Genomic DNA, 15,977 nt, shown 5'->3' with positions numbered 1-15,977 from the left:
CCCGCTTAGCGGGGTTTTTTATGCGCAAAAATCAGGGCATCGGCCAGTCAGCAGGCGCCTGGCTCATCACATCGATAAAGGCATGCTTTGAGATTTCCAGAAAGTTATGCACGTTATCCATACTCAGGGTAATGCCCATCAGACCGGTAACAAACCAGCAGGTCATGCCTAAACCAATCCCGCCACACATAAATGCCATCACGTGACGGCTATCCTGACGAAGTTTGGTTTTCAGGGTGCTGGCAAAAAACATCATGATTGCGCTCAGCAATTCCCAACGCATAACAAGTAAGCTGGCGGTTAACGTAGCCATCGGCCGGACCTCAATATCAGTAAGTATTCCTGACAATCTGCGGACATCACCGGCGGCGGAAAAGTGTGTCAGGGGGTGCTTTTTCGCCGTCAACCCAGGTTCAAAGTGTGACTTGGGTCACATTATATCACCCGATTTTAAATTTTGAACAAAATTTGACTCTGGTATGGTAGCGGCGTGAGGGAATAGTGAGCAGTAGAAGAAGAACGGCGGGGAAATCAGTCAGATGCGCCCGGGCGGGCGCATCTGAGGGGTCAACGAACCGGACAGCACTCGCCGGTCGTGCGCTGGGTGAAGCTACTGATACCGTCATTGCAGCCAAAACTCAGCAGGCGAGGGCGCTGAATCGCCTGGCGGCGCATGGTATGGCGGTAAGCGGTAGGCGTCTGTGAAAACTGACGACGAAACACGCGGGAGAAGGTCTGCTGCGAGTCATAGCCATACTGCATCGCAATATCAAAAACCGGCCGCTGTGTCTGTGACAGCGCTTCCGCTGCCAGCGTCAGACGGCGCTCGCGAATATAGCCACCCAGCGTCTGTTTCGTTACCGAACGGAACATACGCTGCAGATGCCATTTCGAATAGCCCGATTTTGCGGCAACCTCATCGATCGACAGGCTCTTATCCAGGTTCTGGTCAATCCAGTGCGTCAGGGAATGAATGATCTCTTCTTGCATCATGGTCTCATCCTTCTGGTGCTTAATAAGCGGTAATGGGAGTTTAGTGGTTTTGATGGAGAGCGAGTATAATTCCTCAAGTTAACTTGAGGTAAAGAGCCTGATGAAAAAAGAACGCAACTATCCGAAACCGGTCTTAACGCCGGGTGAAGTGGCGCGCCGCAGCGGTGTGGCGGTTTCGGCGCTGCACTTTTATGAGACAAAAGGACTTATTTTCAGCACCCGCAACAGCGGCAATCAGCGGCGATACAGCCGTGACGTGCTGCGACGCGTCGCAATTATCAAGATTGCACAGCGTATCGGCATTCCGCTGGCAACGGTCAGTGACAGCCTGGATCACATTCCGCCTGACAAGCGCATGTCGACACCGGAGTGGGATGCGCTGACGCAGCACTGGCGCGAAGAGCTGGATAAGCGCATTGAAACCCTGACCCGCCTGCGTAATGACCTGGATGGCTGTATCGGCTGCGGCTGTTTGTCGATGCGCGACTGCCCGCTGCGCAATCCCGGCGACCGGCTGGGTCAGCAGGGCTCGGGTGCGGTGCTGCTTGACCCGGAACAGGATGATAAACATCCGGATGTGGAGTGACGTCTATACTTGGTGAAGGTCAAAACACAGGGAATCATGATGATCACCGTTCACCATCTTGAGAAATCGCGCTCGCATCGGGTGCTGTGGCTGCTGGAAGAGCTGGAAGTGCCGTACCAGATTAAACGCTATCAACGCGAACCGACCATGCTGGCCCCGGAGGCGCTGAAAAAAGTGCATCCGCTGGGAAAATCACCGGTGATTACCGACGGGAACCAGGTAGTGGCAGAGTCAGGTGCCATTCTCGAATATCTTGAAGAGAAATATGATCACGAGTTCCGGCTCAAAGTGAGTGATGAGGCGTCGCGGCTGCAGTGCCGCTACTGGCTGCACTATGCCGAAGGCTCGCTGATGCCGCTGCTGGTGATGAAGCTGATCTTCGGTCAGATGGGTAAAGCACCGGTGCCGTGGCTGCTGCGCCCGGTCGGGGCGGCATTCGGTAAAGGCGTGCAGAAGGCGTTTCTGGATAAACAGCTTAAGCCACACATGCAGATGATCGAACAGCATCTGGCTGCAAATCCCTGGTTCGCCGGTCAGCGCTTCAGTATCGCTGATATCCAGATGAGCTTTCCGCTGCTGGCGCTTGCGCGACGTGCCGGACTGGAGCAGATGCCCGCCAGCCAGAAATGGCTGCAGACTGTGCAACAGCGTGCCGCCTGGCAGCGCGCGATCGATCAGGGCGGCGAGCTTTCGCTGCCAGGTTAATTCCCCTCTTCCACTGGCGGGTCGTGTCTCATCACGGCTGCGCCAGTGCGCATCCCCCTGAAAATCGCGTTAACTTCAGGGCGTCAGCGTTTGACGTCGGCCTGGGCCACGTGGCTGCTGGCGACTTAAGCCTGATCTTTATGCTGAAGAATCTCCCTCTGACAGTTGAAAATGTGCCGCTAAACGCCGGATAATCGCATGCCTTTTTATCTGGCCGCTTCTGGCGGCCAACTATCTGCGGCAAGGTAAACGTTTGCCTGCCGGGTAAACCCGACAGTGACGCCGTCTACCCGCTTATTCCAGGGACAGCGATGGTCGCAGAGCGATCCACACAACAAAAATTTTTGAGGCTCAACTATGTCAACTGAATCACGCCCGGCCAGTGGAAAACTGGACGCCTGGTTCTCGATCTCGGCGCGCGGCAGCAGCGTGCGCCAGGAAATTCTGGCCGGACTTACCACCTTCCTGGCGATGGTCTACTCCGTCATCGTGGTGCCGGGGATGCTGGGCAAGGCCGGTTTTCCCCCCACTGCCGTGTTTGTCGCCACCTGCCTGGTTGCCAGCTTTGGTTCCATCATCATGGGACTGTGGGCCAATCTGCCGATGGCGATTGGCTGTGCAATCTCCTTAACCGCCTTTACCGCTTTCAGCCTCGTGCTGGGCCAGCACATCAGCGTGCCGGTTGCGCTGGGCGCGGTGTTCCTGATGGGCCTGCTGTTTACCCTGATCTCAGTGACCGGCATTCGTGCCTGGATCCTGCGTAATCTGCCGATGGGCGTGGCGCACGGCACTGGCGTCGGAATTGGCCTGTTTTTGCTGCTGATTGCGGCTGACGGTGTAGGCCTGGTAGTGAAAAACCCGGCACCGGGCCTGCCGGTGGCGCTGGGCCACTTCACCACTTTTCCGGTAATGATGACGCTGCTGGGACTGGCAGCAATTATTGGACTGGAGAAGCGCCGGATGCCCGGCGGTATTCTCATGACAATTATCGCCATTTCGCTGCTGGGGCTGATCTTCGATCCGGCGGTGAGCTACAAAGGATTGTTTGCGCTGCCGAGCCTGCGTGATGCCAGCGGTGAGTCGCTGCTGTTCAGCCTCGACATTATGGGCGCGATGCAGCCGGTCGTGCTGCCAAGCGTGCTGGCACTGGTGATGACGGCGGTCTTTGACGCGACCGGCACCATTCGCGCGGTCGCGGGTCAGGCAAATCTGCTGGATAAACAGGGCCAGATTATCAATGGTGGTCGTGCGCTGACTAGCGACTCCGTCAGCAGCCTGTTCGCGGGTCTGGTGGGCGCGTCACCGGCTGCGGTTTATATCGAATCGGCGGCAGGAACGGCGGCGGGGGGTAAAACCGGTCTTACCGCGATTGTGGTCGGCCTGCTGTTCCTTGCCATTCTGTTTATGTCACCGCTGGCGTATCTGGTGCCGGCTTACGCCACCGCCCCCGCGCTGATGTATGTGGGTCTGCTGATGCTGAGCAACGTGGCGAAAGTCGACTTCAATGATTTTGTCGATGCGATGTCGGGCCTGTTAACGGCGGTGATTATCGTGCTCACCTGTAACATCGTAACCGGTATTATGATCGGCTTCGCCAGCCTGGTCGTGGGGCGTCTCTTCGCGGGGGAATGGCGCAAGCTCAACGTCGGCACCGTCATTATTGCTATCGCGCTGGTGGCGTTTTACGCCGGTGGCTGGGCGATCTGACTGTACAACCGGGCGTGCGGCTGCACGTCCGGAATTTTTCACTATTTTCCCGCCCGGCGCACGCGTAGCTGACAATCTTCACCGCAGTTTGTTTTACACTTTAGCGCTTAACCAATGATTGAAAGAAACGACGCCTAAGGAAAGCATGGAAATCTTTTTTACAATTCTCATCATGACGCTGGTCGTGTCGCTCTCTGGCGTCGCGGCTCGTATCCTCCCTTTTCAGATCCCGTTGCCGCTGGTCCAGATCGCTGTTGGTGCGATGCTGGCCTGGCCAACTTTTGGTCTGCATGTCGACTTTGACCCGGAGCTGTTTCTGGTGCTCTTCATTCCGCCGCTGCTGTTCGCGGATGGCTGGAAGACGCCGATCAGTGAGTTCCTGCATCATGGTCGCGAGATAATTGGCTTAGCACTGGCGCTGGTCCTGATTACCGTGATCGGCATCGGCTATCTGATCTACTGGCTGGTACCAGGTATCCCGCTGATCCCTGCCTTTGCGCTGGCGGCGGTGCTGTCACCGACCGATGCCGTGGCGCTCTCAGGCATTGTCGGTGAAGGCCGTATTCCCAAGAAGATTATGTCGATCGTGCAGGGCGAAGCCCTGATGAATGACGCTTCGGGCCTGGTATCGCTGAAATTTGCTGTGGCAGTCGCCATGGGTACCATGGTGTTTACCTGGGGCGGTGCCAGCGTTGAGTTCCTGAAAGTGGCGGTGGGTGGTCTGATTGCGGGTGTCGCGATCTGCTGGCTCTACGGTAAGTCACTGCGCCTGCTCAGCCGCTGGAGCGGTGACGATCCGGCTACCCAGACCGTGCTGCTGCTGCTGCTGCCGTTCGCTTCTTACCTGATTGCTGAACATCTGGGTGTCTCAGGCATCCTGGCGGCCGTGGCTGCCGGTATGACCATCACCCGTTCCGGTATTATTCGTCAGGCACCGCTGGCGATGCGCCTGCGTGCCAACAGCGTCTGGCAGATGCTGGAGTTCGTCTTTAACGGCATGGTCTTCCTGATGCTGGGCCTGCAGTTGCCGGATATTCTGCAGACCTCTGTCGATCAGGCGCAGGCCGATCCGAACGTCGAGCTCTGGATGCTGTTTGCCGATATCGGGCTGGTCTATGCCGCGCTGATGATCGTGCGTTTTGGCTGGCTGTGGATTATGCAGCGCTTCAGCAAACGCCTGCTGAAGAAGAAGCCGCTGGAGTTCTCCAACTACTCGTTGCGTGAACTGCTGATCGCCTCCTTTGCGGGTGTGCGCGGCGCGATTACCCTGGCCGGTGTCCTGTCGATTCCGCTGTTCCTGACCAACGGCGAGCCTTTCCCGGCGCGTTATGAACTGGTCTTTATCGCCACCGGCGTGATTCTCTTCTCGCTGTTGGTAGGGGTAGTGATTCTGCCGATTCTGCTGCGCGGCATTGATACTATTGATAAAGGCGCACACCGTCGCGAGTTGCAGAATGCGCGTGCGGTAATGGCAGGCGCAGCCATTGAAAGCCTGCACAAGATGGAAGAGCGGCTGGAGAATGAGTCGGAAGAGAACATCGATCCGGAGCTGCTTAAAGAGGTGAGTCTGCGGGTGATTGGCAACTTACGTCGTCGCGCTGAAGGGAAGAATGACCTTGAACACGCGCTGTTCGCCGAGAACCTGGAGCGTCGCTTCCGCCTGACCGGACTGCGTGCCGAACGTGCTGAGGTCTATCATCTGCGCGCCACCCAGCAAATCTCCAATGAGACGATGCAGAAGTTACTGCACGACCTGGATCTGCTGGAAGCGCTGCTGATCGAAAAAGAGGAGTAAGTCCTTACTGGCACGCCTGCGCGTTAATGCGGCGTGCCAGCCTTTCACACCGACAGGCGCGGCGGCTCATCCGGCCAATGCTCGCGACAACAGGCTATCCACGCCTGCGCACTGCGCGACAGATAACTCCCTTCCCGCCAGATCAATCCCAGACTCCACTTCAGCTCCGATTCCAGCGGCAGCCACAGCAGCGACTGCTTATCCAGCCGCTGACAGATCGGCTCCGGCAGAATCGCCAGCCCCATCTCCGCCTGCACCATCGCCGCCAGAAAATCCCACTGTCCGCTGCGAACCGCCACCGTTGGCGTCAGGTTGAGCCGCTGAAACGCCTGCATCAGCTGACGATTCAGCGAGAACTCCTCATTAAAAATCAGCAGTGGATGCTCTGCCAGTTCTGCCAGTCCAATCTGCTGGCGGCTGAGCCACTCCGGGCGACGCGGCAGCAGTACGCAGAGCGGATGATGCATCAGGGGCAGGGTGTTCAGCGGCAGCTCGGCATCGACCGGTAGCGCGGTCAGGGCGATATCCAGACTGCCCGCCAGCACCGCCTGCTGGACGGTCAGACCGCCGAACTCAGAGATTTTCAGCTTCACACCGGGATAGCGGCGGCGAAACGCGGAAATCGAACCGGCGATCTGCATACCGACCATCGGCGGAATACCCAGTCGCAGCTCACCGGTTTTGAGCTGGTTGATGTCACCAATCTCCGCTTCCAGCTGATGAAACTCCTGCAGGATCGCCAGGCCGCGTTGATAGACCGCCTGGCCGCTGTCGGTGAGGTGCAGACGACGACCATCGCGCAGGATCAGCGTGCAGCCCAGCTCCTCCTCCAGCTGGCGCAGCATTTTGCTGATGGTCGGTTGTGTCACAAACAGCTTCTGCGCCGCACGGGTAAAGCTTTGCTGGCGTACGACTTCAGTAAAGTAACGCAGGGCGCGGACATCCATAACTATTCCTTTCAGGCATGATTTCGATAATTTTAATTCATTTTTTTCACCTTTTGTTGGCGATTTATACTGGTGACATCAATTTAATCGGGGAGACAAGGTGATGGCGTTAGCGCTCACTTTACGCAGCAACCGCGCAGTGCAATGGCTCAGCCTGCCGCTCCAGCTGGGGTTCTATATCGGCCTGTTTATCGCCTGCGACCGGCTGGTGAGCTGGCTGCATCTGCCGCTGCCCGCCAATATCGTCGGGATGCTGATGCTGCTGGCGTTAATCGTGACGCGGATTGTGCCGCTGAACTGGGTGAAAGCCGGGTCACGCTGGCTGCTGGCCGAGATGCTGCTGTTCTTTATTCCGGCGGTGGTAGCGGTGGTGAACTATGGCGATCTGCTGCGGGTTGATGGCTGGCGCATCTGTGTGGTGATCGGCGTCAGTACGCTGCTGGTGCTGGCCTCGACTGCCTGGGTGGTGGACCGGCTTTATCAGTATGAAGTCGCGCGCGCCGCGCGTAAGCAGGATCCGCATGCGTGATTTTCTGCTCAGCCTGCTGTGTGTAGCCGTTACGCTGCTGGTTTATGCACTGAATAAACGGCTCTATCGTCGCTGGCGGACGCTGCTGCTGATGCCACTGGTGATGACGCCGCTGGTGCTGGTGGCATTGCTGCTGCTGACGCATATCAGCTGGCAGGATTACATCGCCGAAAACCACTGGCTGCTCTGGCTGCTGGGGCCAGCGACGCTGGCGTTTGCGGTGCCGGTCTATGAGAACGTGGAGATTATTAAGCGCCACTGGCTGTCGCTGAGCGCGGGCGTAGTGACCGCGACGCTGGTCGCCGTCTGCAGTTCCGTCTGGCTGGCGCGACTGTTAACCCTGCCAGAGTCGATTCAGCGCAGCCTGGCCGTGCGCTCTATCACCACGCCGTTTGCGCTGGCTGCGGCGGGTCCGATTGGCGGGCAGCCCGATCTGGTGGCGCTGTTCGTGGTAATTACAGGCGTGTTTGGCATGGCAATCGGCGACGTGCTGTTTCTGCGGCTCGCCATTAAGCAGGGCGTGGCGAAAGGCGCGGGATTCGGTGCGGCGTCCCACGGCGCCGGCACGGCACGCGCCTATCAGATTGGCGAGCAGGAGGGCGTGGTCGCCAGCCTGGTGATGATGCTCTCTGGCGTGGTGACCGTGGTGCTGGCCCCGCTGATTGGGCACCTGATGTGGACAATATAGGCTACACTCCGTCGCACAGACGCTGGTCTGCGCTGAAACACGTATTTTTACGTAAAGTTTTCCAGATTTTGTTGTCTCCCCATTTCAGGCTGTTAACCTTGCGGCCGAATTAATTGTCCTTTCACGGAGTGGAATCATGTTTAAGCAACTTGTTGCCGGGAGCGCCCTCGGGCTGGTTTTAATGAGCGGTGCCGCTCAGGCGATTGAAGGCAGTGTTGATGTCAGCGAACACAACACCAACCTGAATGTGGGTCTGGGCACCACAACACCCGGTCTGTTTCTGAAAGGTAACTGGCTGCGTAGCGACCATGACGGCAGCACCTACGGTGCCGGTCTGGGTTACAACGTTGATTTCGGGCCGCTGCGTCTGGCGCCGACCGCAAAAGCGATCTTCACCCATCCTGAAGATGGAAAAGATGGATTTGCGGTGGCGCTGGGTGGTGCAGCACACTACAGCTTCAACAGCATGTGGGGCCTGTATGGCGAATATTATTACGCGCCAGAGTCTTTCACCGATCAGCTCGACAGCTATCAGGAAGCCGGTGGCGGCCTGAGCTTCACGCCGGTTTCACTGCTTAACCTGCGTGTAGGTTATCAGTACATCGAACTGAACAACAAAGATGGACGCAAAGATAACGTGCTGGTCGATGGCCCGTACGTGGGTGCATCGCTGCGCTTCTGATTCTGCTGCGCAAAAGAAGAGGGCGACTACTTCGGTAGCCGCCCTTTTTTATTGCCTGCTCGTTATGAACGAAAAGCCACGATCAGTGCGCTTTGCCCTGTTCGATGCCGGTGCCAGTCTGCGAGCGGATAAACTGTGCACGGAAGCGTGAACGTTCTTCTGCGCCCTGCTGCGAATGGTCGGTAATCGAGAAGAGCCAGATGCCCACAAAAGCCACCGCCATGGAGAACAGCGCCGGATACTCATAGGGGAAAATCGCCTTCGCGTTGCCCAGCACCTGTACCCACACCGTCGGGCCGAGGATCATCAGGATAACGGCGGTCAGCAGACCGAGCCAGCCGCCCACCATCGCGCCGCGCGTCGTGAGTTTTGACCAGTACATCGACAGCAGGATGATCGGGAAGTTACAGCTGGCCGCAATCGAGAAGGCCAGCCCGACCATAAAGGCGATGTTCTGTTTCTCAAACAGAATACCCAGCGCAATCGCCACCACGCCCAGCGCCAGCACGGTAATTTTTGAAACCCGCAGCTCATCTCTCTCGCTCGCCTGACCTTTACGATACACGCTGGCGTAGAGGTCGTGAGACACCGCCGACGCACCTGCCAGGGTTAAGCCTGCGACAACGGCCAGAATCGTGGCGAAGGCAACCGCAGAGATAAAGCCCAGGAAGGTGCTGCCGCCCACGGCGTTCGCCAGATGCACTGCCGCCATATTGGTGCCGCCAATCAGCGCGCCGCTGGCATCTTTAAAGGCCGGATTAGCGCCCACCAGCAGGATGGCACCGAAGCCGATAATAAAGGTCAGGAAGTAGAAGTAACCCATAAAGCCGGTGGCCCAGAAGACGCTTTTACGTGCCTCTTTAGCATCCGCTACGGTAAAGAAGCGCATCAGGATATGCGGCAATCCGGCCGTACCAAACATCAGCCCCAGCCCCAGCGACAGCGCCGAGATAGGATCTTTGACCAGTCCGCCAGGCTGCATAATCGCGATGCCTTTTGGATGGACCGCCATCGCTTCGGTGAACAGCGTATTAAAACTGAAACCGGTCGCCTTCATTACCATGACCGCCATGAAGGTGGCGCCAAACAGCAGCAGCACGGCTTTGATGATCTGCACCCAGGTGGTGGCCAGCATGCCGCCAAACAGCACATACATCACCATCAGAATGCCGACCAGGACTACCGCAACATGGTAGTTAAGGCCAAACAGCAGCTGGATCAGTTTACCGGCCCCGACCATCTGCGCGATCAGGTAGAGCGCCACGACCACCAGCGAGCCGCAGGCTGACAGGGTGCGGATCGGCATCTGCTTCAGACGATATGAGGCGACATCGGCAAACGTGTAGCGACCCAGGTTACGCAGTCGCTCAGCGATTAAAAACAGAATCATCGGCCAGCCGACCAGGAAGCCGAGCGAGTAGATCAGCCCGTCATAACCGGAGGTGTAAACCAGCGCCGAAATGCCCAGGAACGAGGCGGCCGACATGAAGTCACCCGCCATCGCCAGGCCATTCTGGAAGCCAGTGATATTGCCGCCCGCGGTGTAGTAGTCATTACGTGATCGGGTGCGCTTTGAGGCCCAGTAAGTAATTCCCAGCGTGGCCCCGACGAAAATCGTAAACATGATAATCGCCTGGTAGTTGGTCGCCTGGCGCTGCACGGCACCGGTTATCGCATCGGCAGCCAGCGCTGAAAACGGCAGCATTAAGGCCAGCAGCCATAAGGTGAGACGAGTCATGATTTCACCTCGCTGAGGATCGCTTTCGTTAAACGGTCAAACTCACCGTTGGCACGCCAGACATAGACGCCGGTCAGCACAAACGACATCACAATCAGCCCGACCCCAATCGGGATACCGCGCGTGACGTTGGTGCCGGCATGCAGCGGGGTACCGAGCCAGCCGGGTGCAAACGCGATCAGCAGGATAAAGCCGACATAGAGCACCAGCATGATCAGCGACAGCAGCGTCGCGAACGCCTGGCGCTTACGGACTAATTCATGAAAAAGGGGATTACGCTCAATCTGTTGATTGATGGCATCCTGATTCGAAAGGGCGTCATTCATCACATTTTCTCCAGAGGGCTTGCAGGCGAGAACCTCGCGACAGGGCGCGGATTCAGCTGGTTATAATATTTGTGACTACCGAAACAGACTGCGTAGGGCGGGTGTGGCGGGAAGCGATCTTCCCGCCGGACAGCGTGCGCTTAAGGCATTTTGATCGACTGTTTCTCCTCAAGCAGTTTTTCTACTACGCCAGGATCGGCGAGCGTAGAAGTATCACCAAGATTACTGGTATCCCCGGTGGCAATTTTGCGCAGAATACGCCGCATGATTTTGCCGGAGCGGGTTTTCGGCAGTGAGTCGGTCCAGTGCAGTACATCCGGTGTGGCTATCGGGCCAATCTCTTTACGGACCCACTGGCGCACTTCGGTGTACAACTCCGGCGACGGCTCTTCGCCATGATTCAGCGTGATATAGGCATAAATCGCCTGGCCTTTGATGCTGTGCGGAATCCCCACTACCGCCGCTTCGGCAATTTTAGGGTGCGAGACCAGCGCCGATTCAATTTCGGCGGTGCCGAGTCGATGACCGGAAACATTGAGTACGTCATCGACGCGTCCGGTGATCCAGTAGTAGCCATCTTCATCACGACGGGCACCATCACCACTGAAGTAGACATTTTTAAAGGTAGAGAAGTAAGTCTGCTCGAAACGGTCGTGATCGCCATAGAGGGTACGTGCCTGACCCGGCCACGACTCGGTGATCACCAGATTGCCTTCACAGGCGCCTTCCTGTGGCTGACCTTCGTTATCCACCAGCGCGGGCTGCACGCCAAAGAACGGTCGGGTGGCGGAACCCGCTTTCAGTTCGGTCGCACCCGGCAGCGGCGTGATCATGAAGCCGCCGGTTTCGGTCTGCCACCAGGTATCAACAATCGGGCAGCGGCTGTTGCCGATTTTCTTGTAGTACCACTCCCAGGCTTCCGGGTTAATTGGCTCACCGACCGATCCCATAATGCGCAGGCTGCTGCGGTCGGTGCCGGCAATCGCCTTATCACCTTCCGCCATCAGCGCACGGATTGCAGTGGGCGCGGTGTAGAGCAGCGTGACTTTATGTTTATCGACCACTTCCGCCATACGGCTCGGCGTTGGCCAGTTTGGCACCCCTTCAAACATCAGTGTGGTGGCGCCACAGGCCAGCGGGCCATAAACCAGATAGCTGTGGCCCGTCACCCAGCCAACATCAGCGGTGCACCAGTAGATATCATCCTGATGGTAATCAAAGACGAACTTAAAGGTGGTCGCGGCATAGACCAGATACCCGCCGGTGGAGTGCAACACGCCTTTGGGTTTGCCGGTTGAACCGGAGGTATAAAGGATAAACAGCGGATCTTCCGCGCCGACTTCTGCGGCAGCGTGGTTGGTGCTCGCGTTCAGCATCAGGTCGTGCCACCACTGATCGCGGCCCTCAACCCAGCCCACATCTTTACCGGTGCGCTGGAACACCACCACATTTTTCACGCTGGTGACATTAGGATTTTTTAGCGCGTCATCGACATTTTTCTTCAGCGGAATGCTGCGACCGGCGCGGATCCCTTCATCGGCCGTGATTACCAGCGAGGCGCTGGAATCGACGATGCGGCCCGCGACCGCCTCCGGTGAGAAACCGCCAAAGATCACCGAGTGAACGGCACCGATACGCGCACAGGCCAGCATCGCTACTGCGGCTTCCGGCACCATCGGCATATAGATGGCCACCACGTCGCCTTTTTTCACTTCCAGCAGTTCCAGCACGTTGGCGAAGCGACAGACTTCGGCATGCAGCTGGCGGAAAGTCAGGGTTTTGCTTTCGCTGGCGTCGTCGCCTTCCCAGATAATCGCCGGGTGATCGCCGCGCGTGGCTAAATGACGGTCAAGGCAGTTTGCCGCCAGGTTGAGCGTGCCATCTTCGTACCAGCGAATGTTAATGTTACCTGGTGCAAACGAGCAGTTTTTCACTTTGCTGTAAGGCTTGATCCAGTCAAGGATTTTGCCCTGTTCGCCCCAGAAACTGTCTGGATCGTCGACAGATTGCTGATACATCGCCTGATACTGTTCTGCAGTAATCAGGGTGTTTGCTGCAATATTCTCTGGAACGGGATGTTTGTGTATTTGGCTCATGGCGGATCTCCTTGAAGATGTTAATGATATGTCAATCAATGGTTAATTAAAGCCTGCGCCAAAGCTTTGTTTCTTTTTTGCGCCACAGATCACGTGATACACATCCCCCAAGAAGCGTTAAGCCATTCTGATCTATCAGGTTAACGCTCTGGCGGCGCTGGAGAAGTCAGGCATCGCTTTTACGCTTTCATCCTGAATAAAAAGCGAGCAAACGCGCCGGATCAGTTTTTAATCGTTTCTGCATAGCTATGCGTAAATTCATCGAAGTAATACTTTTCATAACAGCAGGTTAGGGTTTTTCATCTCCGGCAGCACTTTATGCTGCTTAGATGGTGAACTTTTAATCGGATCCGCCAGGGGTTGCATTTACCACAGTGAAAATGGTACTTATCTCGCCCCTGTTCTGCAGGTATCAACTCAGACCGCGTCTGAAAATGGGTATGGGAATCATCAGATTTTCATACGAGGCGCTGTTTCAAGACACCCTCTAATTTACCGGGCTTTTTGCTCACTCCCTGTGTGTATTGTCTTCTGCACCTTCGCAGTAGAGAGAAACGGGTTTTGACTGAGGAAATTACACGTTATGAAAGGTTTTAAAATCAGCCTGGCCTGGCAGATTCTGACAGCCCTGGTGCTTGGCATCGTTGTGGGTGCTGTGTTGCATAATCAGCCAGACAATCGTGAATGGTTAGTCACCAACATTCTCAGCCCGGCAGGCGATATCTTTATTCATCTTATCAAGATGATTGTGGTACCGATTGTGATTTCATCCCTGATTGTCGGCATCGCTGGCGTGGGTGATGCAAAGAAGCTGGGACGCATCGGCGTCAAAACGATTCTCTACTTTGAAGTGATCACCACCATTGCCATTGTGGTCGGTATTACGCTGGCCAACGTATTTCAACCCGGCACCGGCATTGATATGTCAACGCTGGCAACGGTGGACATCTCTAAATATGAAGCGACAACGGCAGAGGTACAGGGCGGTCCGCACAGCCTGGTGACCACCATTCTGTCGCTGATCCCGCAGAATATTTTCGCCTCAATGGCGAAGGGCGACATGCTGCCGATTATCTTTTTCTCGGTGCTGTTTGGTTTAGGCCTGTCGTCACTGCCGTCAGAACAGCGCGATCCGCTGGTGAACCTGTTCCGTGGCATTTCTGAAGCGATGTTTAAAGTGACGCACATGATCATGCGCTATGCCCCGGTGGGTGTGTTTGCGTTGATTGCGGTGACGATTGCTAACTTCGGCTTTGCCTCGCTCTGGCCGCTGGCTAAGCTGGTGCTGCTGGTTTATGCGGCGATTCTGTTCTTCGCCTTTGTGGTGCTGGGCGGAGTGGCGCGCTTCTGTAAGCTGCGGATTACCACGCTGATGCGTATCCTGAAGGATGAGCTGATTCTCTCTTACTCTACTTCCAGCTCGGAAACGGTGCTGCCGCGCATCATGGAGAAGATGGAAGCCTACGGGGCGCCGAAAGCGATCACCAGCTTCGTGGTGCCGACCGGTTATTCGTTTAATCTGGATGGTTCAACGCTTTATCAGAGTATCGCGGCGATCTTTATTGCGCAGCTGTATGGCATTGACCTGTCGCTGACCGACGAGATTGTGCTGGTAATAACGCTGATGGTGACCTCGAAAGGTATCGCTGGCGTGCCAGGTGTCTCCTTCGTGGTGCTGCTGGCCACGCTGGGCAGCGTCGGCATTCCTCTGGAAGGTCTGGCGTTTATCGCCGGTGTTGACCGCATCATGGATATGGCGCGTACCGCGCTGAACGTGGTCGGTAATGCGCTGGCGGTGCTGGTGATTGCCCGCTGGGAAAACCAGTTCGACGTCGAAAAGGCGAAAGAGTATGAGCTGGAGCTGCGGACACAGACCGCAAGCTGAACACGGCATTAACGTAAAAATGGGCTCAACGAAAGTTGGGCCTTTTTTTGTTTTAAGGGGCGTAACCCGGCCAGCCAGGATATGAACGACAGCTCCTGTGCCTTATAAACGCCGATATATCTGCACAAACACGCCTTTTTGAGAATGAATGTTTCCGACTGTGACTTTATCGGTGGTCGCTCGACTTTCCCAGCACTCGGCTTCAACATCACAAGATGTCTGGAGCTCATACCCCTCTGATTTTAAGTAATTCCTGATACTATGAGTTTCAGTAACACCATAAAATTTTACGGTAAAGACGTTAGCTTCGGTGCCTGTTATTCTCCCGAATTCAAATTTATAATCGTCTGATATTCTGGGTATTTTTTTCAACAATTCAGGCGTGTAATATTCATACGACCGCTTATCTTGCTCGGTATAATATGCGCTGCTGGCAAACTCCATTCTCACATATGGCCAGCCAGCCACTATCGCAAGAGCAGCGATGACAACCGTACCAATTAGAATGACGATAGCTTTCCTCATAATCCCATCCTGGCGTTGTTGGTACCAAATATGACAAACGTCCCGTCATGCTGCGGTAGGATAACGTTCCCGGAAAGAAAATCATTATAGGGGACCACCGTCCGCATGAACTGCGGTAACAAAGCTTTACGGGGACGTAAGTGCGGGAATCTTTCTGGGTCGGGAAATAGCAGAGGCTGAAAAGTCTCATTTTTCCAGTTGCCAGTTTTACCGTAATAGTCCCAGCGTTTAAGGGCTTCTTCTTTACTTACCGGACGGAGCATCTTGAAGGGGTTTTGAACCGACACCACGCGGTAAAAACCCAACAGATCTGAAACCAAGTCTTCACCACTAAAACCGCTGTCAGTCACCAGATTATTGGGAAACGAACCCTGAAATGCCTCAAACTTGCGAGCCATATTCATCATCATCGCCAGGGCAATGCTTTTCTGCTCCCAGTAAGGTCGCCCACGCCGGATTCGCCAGGTCATCACCTTACCCGATCGGAGTAATCGAAAGGGTGATGTCATGCCCTGTGAATATCTGACATCATAAAATTCTTTACCCAATGATTCACCCTGCGTCATTGATCTAAAAAGCTCTCGAATGTCTGTCCCCTGGGCGTGTCCCAAATCCACCCAGCCAAGCACTTCCGTGTAAACTATCCCGAATCTGGCTGTGCTGGCATCTCTACCATCAATAATGTCGTTTCGTTTACTCATCCTGAATATTCCTGTTTCGTCCTGTGTAAAGTCACTATGTCCTTATTTCTCATAACATCTCAGCGAAGTACCAA

The 15,977-nt window shown here is 55.7% G+C and carries 16 protein-coding genes; 8 read left to right on the top strand and 8 right to left on the bottom strand.

Translation table 11 applies throughout. From position 1 onward, the window contains the following. Window positions 1-31: 31 nt before the first annotated feature. Window positions 32-313: a YjcB family protein gene (locus ACXKZD_RS17870; protein ID WP_010252166.1), complete on the bottom strand. Its 282-nt coding sequence runs from the start codon at window positions 311-313 to the stop codon at window positions 32-34. Window positions 314-567: 254 nt separating this feature from the next. Beyond that, on the bottom strand, window positions 568-993 hold the full coding sequence (gene soxS / locus ACXKZD_RS17865; RefSeq protein ID WP_010252163.1) for a superoxide response transcriptional regulator SoxS: 426 nt from the start codon (window positions 991-993) through the stop codon (window positions 568-570). A 100-nt stretch (window positions 994-1,093) separates the two neighbouring features. On the opposite strand from soxS, the gene soxR reads away from it, so the two are divergent. The 4 genes from soxR to ACXKZD_RS17845 all read left to right on the top strand — a co-directional run bounded on the left by soxR (window position 1,094) and on the right by ACXKZD_RS17845 (window position 5,786). Further along, window positions 1,094-1,579 (top strand): redox-sensitive transcriptional activator SoxR, encoded by a 486-nt coding sequence (soxR, locus tag ACXKZD_RS17860; RefSeq protein ID WP_010252161.1) that lies wholly within the window; start codon window positions 1,094-1,096, stop codon window positions 1,577-1,579. A gap of 39 nt (window positions 1,580-1,618) precedes the next feature. Beyond that, on the top strand, window positions 1,619-2,284 hold the full coding sequence (locus ACXKZD_RS17855) for a glutathione S-transferase family protein (protein ID WP_010252159.1): 666 nt from the start codon (window positions 1,619-1,621) through the stop codon (window positions 2,282-2,284). A gap of 357 nt (window positions 2,285-2,641) precedes the next feature. After that, window positions 2,642-3,991, top strand: coding sequence for an NCS2 family permease (locus ACXKZD_RS17850; RefSeq protein WP_022625223.1), 1,350 nt, complete (start codon window positions 2,642-2,644; stop codon window positions 3,989-3,991). A gap of 145 nt (window positions 3,992-4,136) precedes the next feature. After that, window positions 4,137-5,786, top strand: coding sequence for a Na+/H+ antiporter (locus tag ACXKZD_RS17845; RefSeq protein WP_010252155.1), 1,650 nt, complete (start codon window positions 4,137-4,139; stop codon window positions 5,784-5,786). A 44-nt stretch (window positions 5,787-5,830) separates the two neighbouring features. Here ACXKZD_RS17845 and ACXKZD_RS17840 read toward each other — a convergent pair whose 3' ends face one another. Continuing rightward, window positions 5,831-6,733, bottom strand: a complete 903-nt coding sequence (locus ACXKZD_RS17840; RefSeq protein WP_010252153.1) for a LysR family transcriptional regulator — start codon at window positions 6,731-6,733, stop codon at window positions 5,831-5,833. A 103-nt stretch (window positions 6,734-6,836) separates the two neighbouring features. Between ACXKZD_RS17840 and ACXKZD_RS17835 the strand changes: the two genes are divergently transcribed. From ACXKZD_RS17835 to ACXKZD_RS17825, 3 genes are all read left to right on the top strand, one after another. Beyond that, the gene (locus tag ACXKZD_RS17835) at window positions 6,837-7,262 is read left to right on the top strand and encodes a CidA/LrgA family protein (protein ID WP_163799189.1); all 426 of its coding nucleotides are present in this window, start codon (window positions 6,837-6,839) and stop codon (window positions 7,260-7,262) included. Next, a complete protein-coding gene (locus ACXKZD_RS17830; protein ID WP_010252149.1) occupies window positions 7,255-7,950 on the top strand; it encodes an LrgB family protein in 696 nt (231 codons plus the stop codon). Before ACXKZD_RS17835 ends, ACXKZD_RS17830 begins: the two co-directional genes overlap by 8 nt. 136 nt (window positions 7,951-8,086) lie before the next feature. After that, window positions 8,087-8,632: a YfaZ family outer membrane protein gene (locus tag ACXKZD_RS17825; protein ID WP_010252147.1), complete on the top strand. Its 546-nt coding sequence runs from the start codon at window positions 8,087-8,089 to the stop codon at window positions 8,630-8,632. An 82-nt stretch (window positions 8,633-8,714) separates the two neighbouring features. Here ACXKZD_RS17825 and ACXKZD_RS17820 read toward each other — a convergent pair whose 3' ends face one another. The 3 genes from ACXKZD_RS17820 to acs all read right to left on the bottom strand — a co-directional run bounded on the left by ACXKZD_RS17820 (window position 8,715) and on the right by acs (window position 12,792). Continuing rightward, on the bottom strand, window positions 8,715-10,370 hold the full coding sequence (locus ACXKZD_RS17820; RefSeq protein WP_033769450.1) for a cation acetate symporter: 1,656 nt from the start codon (window positions 10,368-10,370) through the stop codon (window positions 8,715-8,717). After that, window positions 10,367-10,696: a DUF485 domain-containing protein gene (locus tag ACXKZD_RS17815; RefSeq protein ID WP_010252143.1), complete on the bottom strand. Its 330-nt coding sequence runs from the start codon at window positions 10,694-10,696 to the stop codon at window positions 10,367-10,369. Before ACXKZD_RS17815 ends, ACXKZD_RS17820 begins: the two co-directional genes overlap by 4 nt. Window positions 10,697-10,836: 140 nt before the next feature. Continuing rightward, entirely contained in the window at window positions 10,837-12,792 is a 1,956-nt protein-coding gene (gene acs, locus ACXKZD_RS17810) for an acetate--CoA ligase (RefSeq protein ID WP_010252142.1), read from the bottom strand. Between the two features lie 583 nt (window positions 12,793-13,375). On the opposite strand from acs, the gene gltP reads away from it, so the two are divergent. After that, on the top strand, window positions 13,376-14,677 hold the full coding sequence (gltP, locus tag ACXKZD_RS17805) for a glutamate/aspartate:proton symporter GltP (RefSeq protein WP_010252141.1): 1,302 nt from the start codon (window positions 13,376-13,378) through the stop codon (window positions 14,675-14,677). 102 nt (window positions 14,678-14,779) lie between these two features. On the opposite strand, the gene ACXKZD_RS17800 is transcribed toward gltP, so the two are convergent. Beyond that, window positions 14,780-15,202: a hypothetical protein gene (locus tag ACXKZD_RS17800; protein WP_050679826.1), complete on the bottom strand. Its 423-nt coding sequence runs from the start codon at window positions 15,200-15,202 to the stop codon at window positions 14,780-14,782. Continuing rightward, window positions 15,199-15,903, bottom strand: coding sequence for a hypothetical protein (locus ACXKZD_RS17795; protein WP_033759543.1), 705 nt, complete (start codon window positions 15,901-15,903; stop codon window positions 15,199-15,201). The genes ACXKZD_RS17800 and ACXKZD_RS17795 overlap by 4 nt, the downstream gene beginning before the upstream one ends. Between the last annotated feature and the right edge of the window lie 74 nt (window positions 15,904-15,977).

This window comes from Pantoea sp. ABR1s (genome assembly GCF_057812235.1).
Note: the sequence above shows the minus strand (reverse complement) of the source record. Positions and strands in the feature narration are given on the sequence as shown.

Excerpts from the sequence above, each read along its gene's own strand:
- ACXKZD_RS17835 (WP_163799189.1), top strand. The coding sequence starts at position 6,837 with ATGGCGTTAGCGCTCACTTTACGCAGCAACCGCGCAGTGCAATGGCTC.
- acs (WP_010252142.1), bottom strand. The coding sequence starts at position 12,792 with ATGAGCCAAATACACAAACATCCCGTTCCAGAGAATATTGCAGCAAAC.
- ACXKZD_RS17850 (WP_022625223.1), top strand. The coding sequence starts at position 2,642 with ATGTCAACTGAATCACGCCCGGCCAGTGGAAAACTGGACGCCTGGTTC.
- ACXKZD_RS17820 (WP_033769450.1), bottom strand. The coding sequence starts at position 10,370 with ATGACTCGTCTCACCTTATGGCTGCTGGCCTTAATGCTGCCGTTTTCA.
- ACXKZD_RS17795 (WP_033759543.1), bottom strand. The coding sequence starts at position 15,903 with ATGAGTAAACGAAACGACATTATTGATGGTAGAGATGCCAGCACAGCC.
- soxR (WP_010252161.1), top strand. The coding sequence starts at position 1,094 with ATGAAAAAAGAACGCAACTATCCGAAACCGGTCTTAACGCCGGGTGAA.
- ACXKZD_RS17855 (WP_010252159.1), top strand. The coding sequence starts at position 1,619 with ATGATCACCGTTCACCATCTTGAGAAATCGCGCTCGCATCGGGTGCTG.
- ACXKZD_RS17815 (WP_010252143.1), bottom strand. The coding sequence starts at position 10,696 with ATGAATGACGCCCTTTCGAATCAGGATGCCATCAATCAACAGATTGAG.
- gltP (WP_010252141.1), top strand. The coding sequence starts at position 13,376 with ATGAAAGGTTTTAAAATCAGCCTGGCCTGGCAGATTCTGACAGCCCTG.
- ACXKZD_RS17830 (WP_010252149.1), top strand. The coding sequence starts at position 7,255 with ATGCGTGATTTTCTGCTCAGCCTGCTGTGTGTAGCCGTTACGCTGCTG.
- ACXKZD_RS17840 (WP_010252153.1), bottom strand. The coding sequence starts at position 6,733 with ATGGATGTCCGCGCCCTGCGTTACTTTACTGAAGTCGTACGCCAGCAA.
- soxS (WP_010252163.1), bottom strand. The coding sequence starts at position 993 with ATGATGCAAGAAGAGATCATTCATTCCCTGACGCACTGGATTGACCAG.
- ACXKZD_RS17845 (WP_010252155.1), top strand. The coding sequence starts at position 4,137 with ATGGAAATCTTTTTTACAATTCTCATCATGACGCTGGTCGTGTCGCTC.
- ACXKZD_RS17800 (WP_050679826.1), bottom strand. The coding sequence starts at position 15,202 with ATGAGGAAAGCTATCGTCATTCTAATTGGTACGGTTGTCATCGCTGCT.
- ACXKZD_RS17870 (WP_010252166.1), bottom strand. The coding sequence starts at position 313 with ATGGCTACGTTAACCGCCAGCTTACTTGTTATGCGTTGGGAATTGCTG.
- ACXKZD_RS17825 (WP_010252147.1), top strand. The coding sequence starts at position 8,087 with ATGTTTAAGCAACTTGTTGCCGGGAGCGCCCTCGGGCTGGTTTTAATG.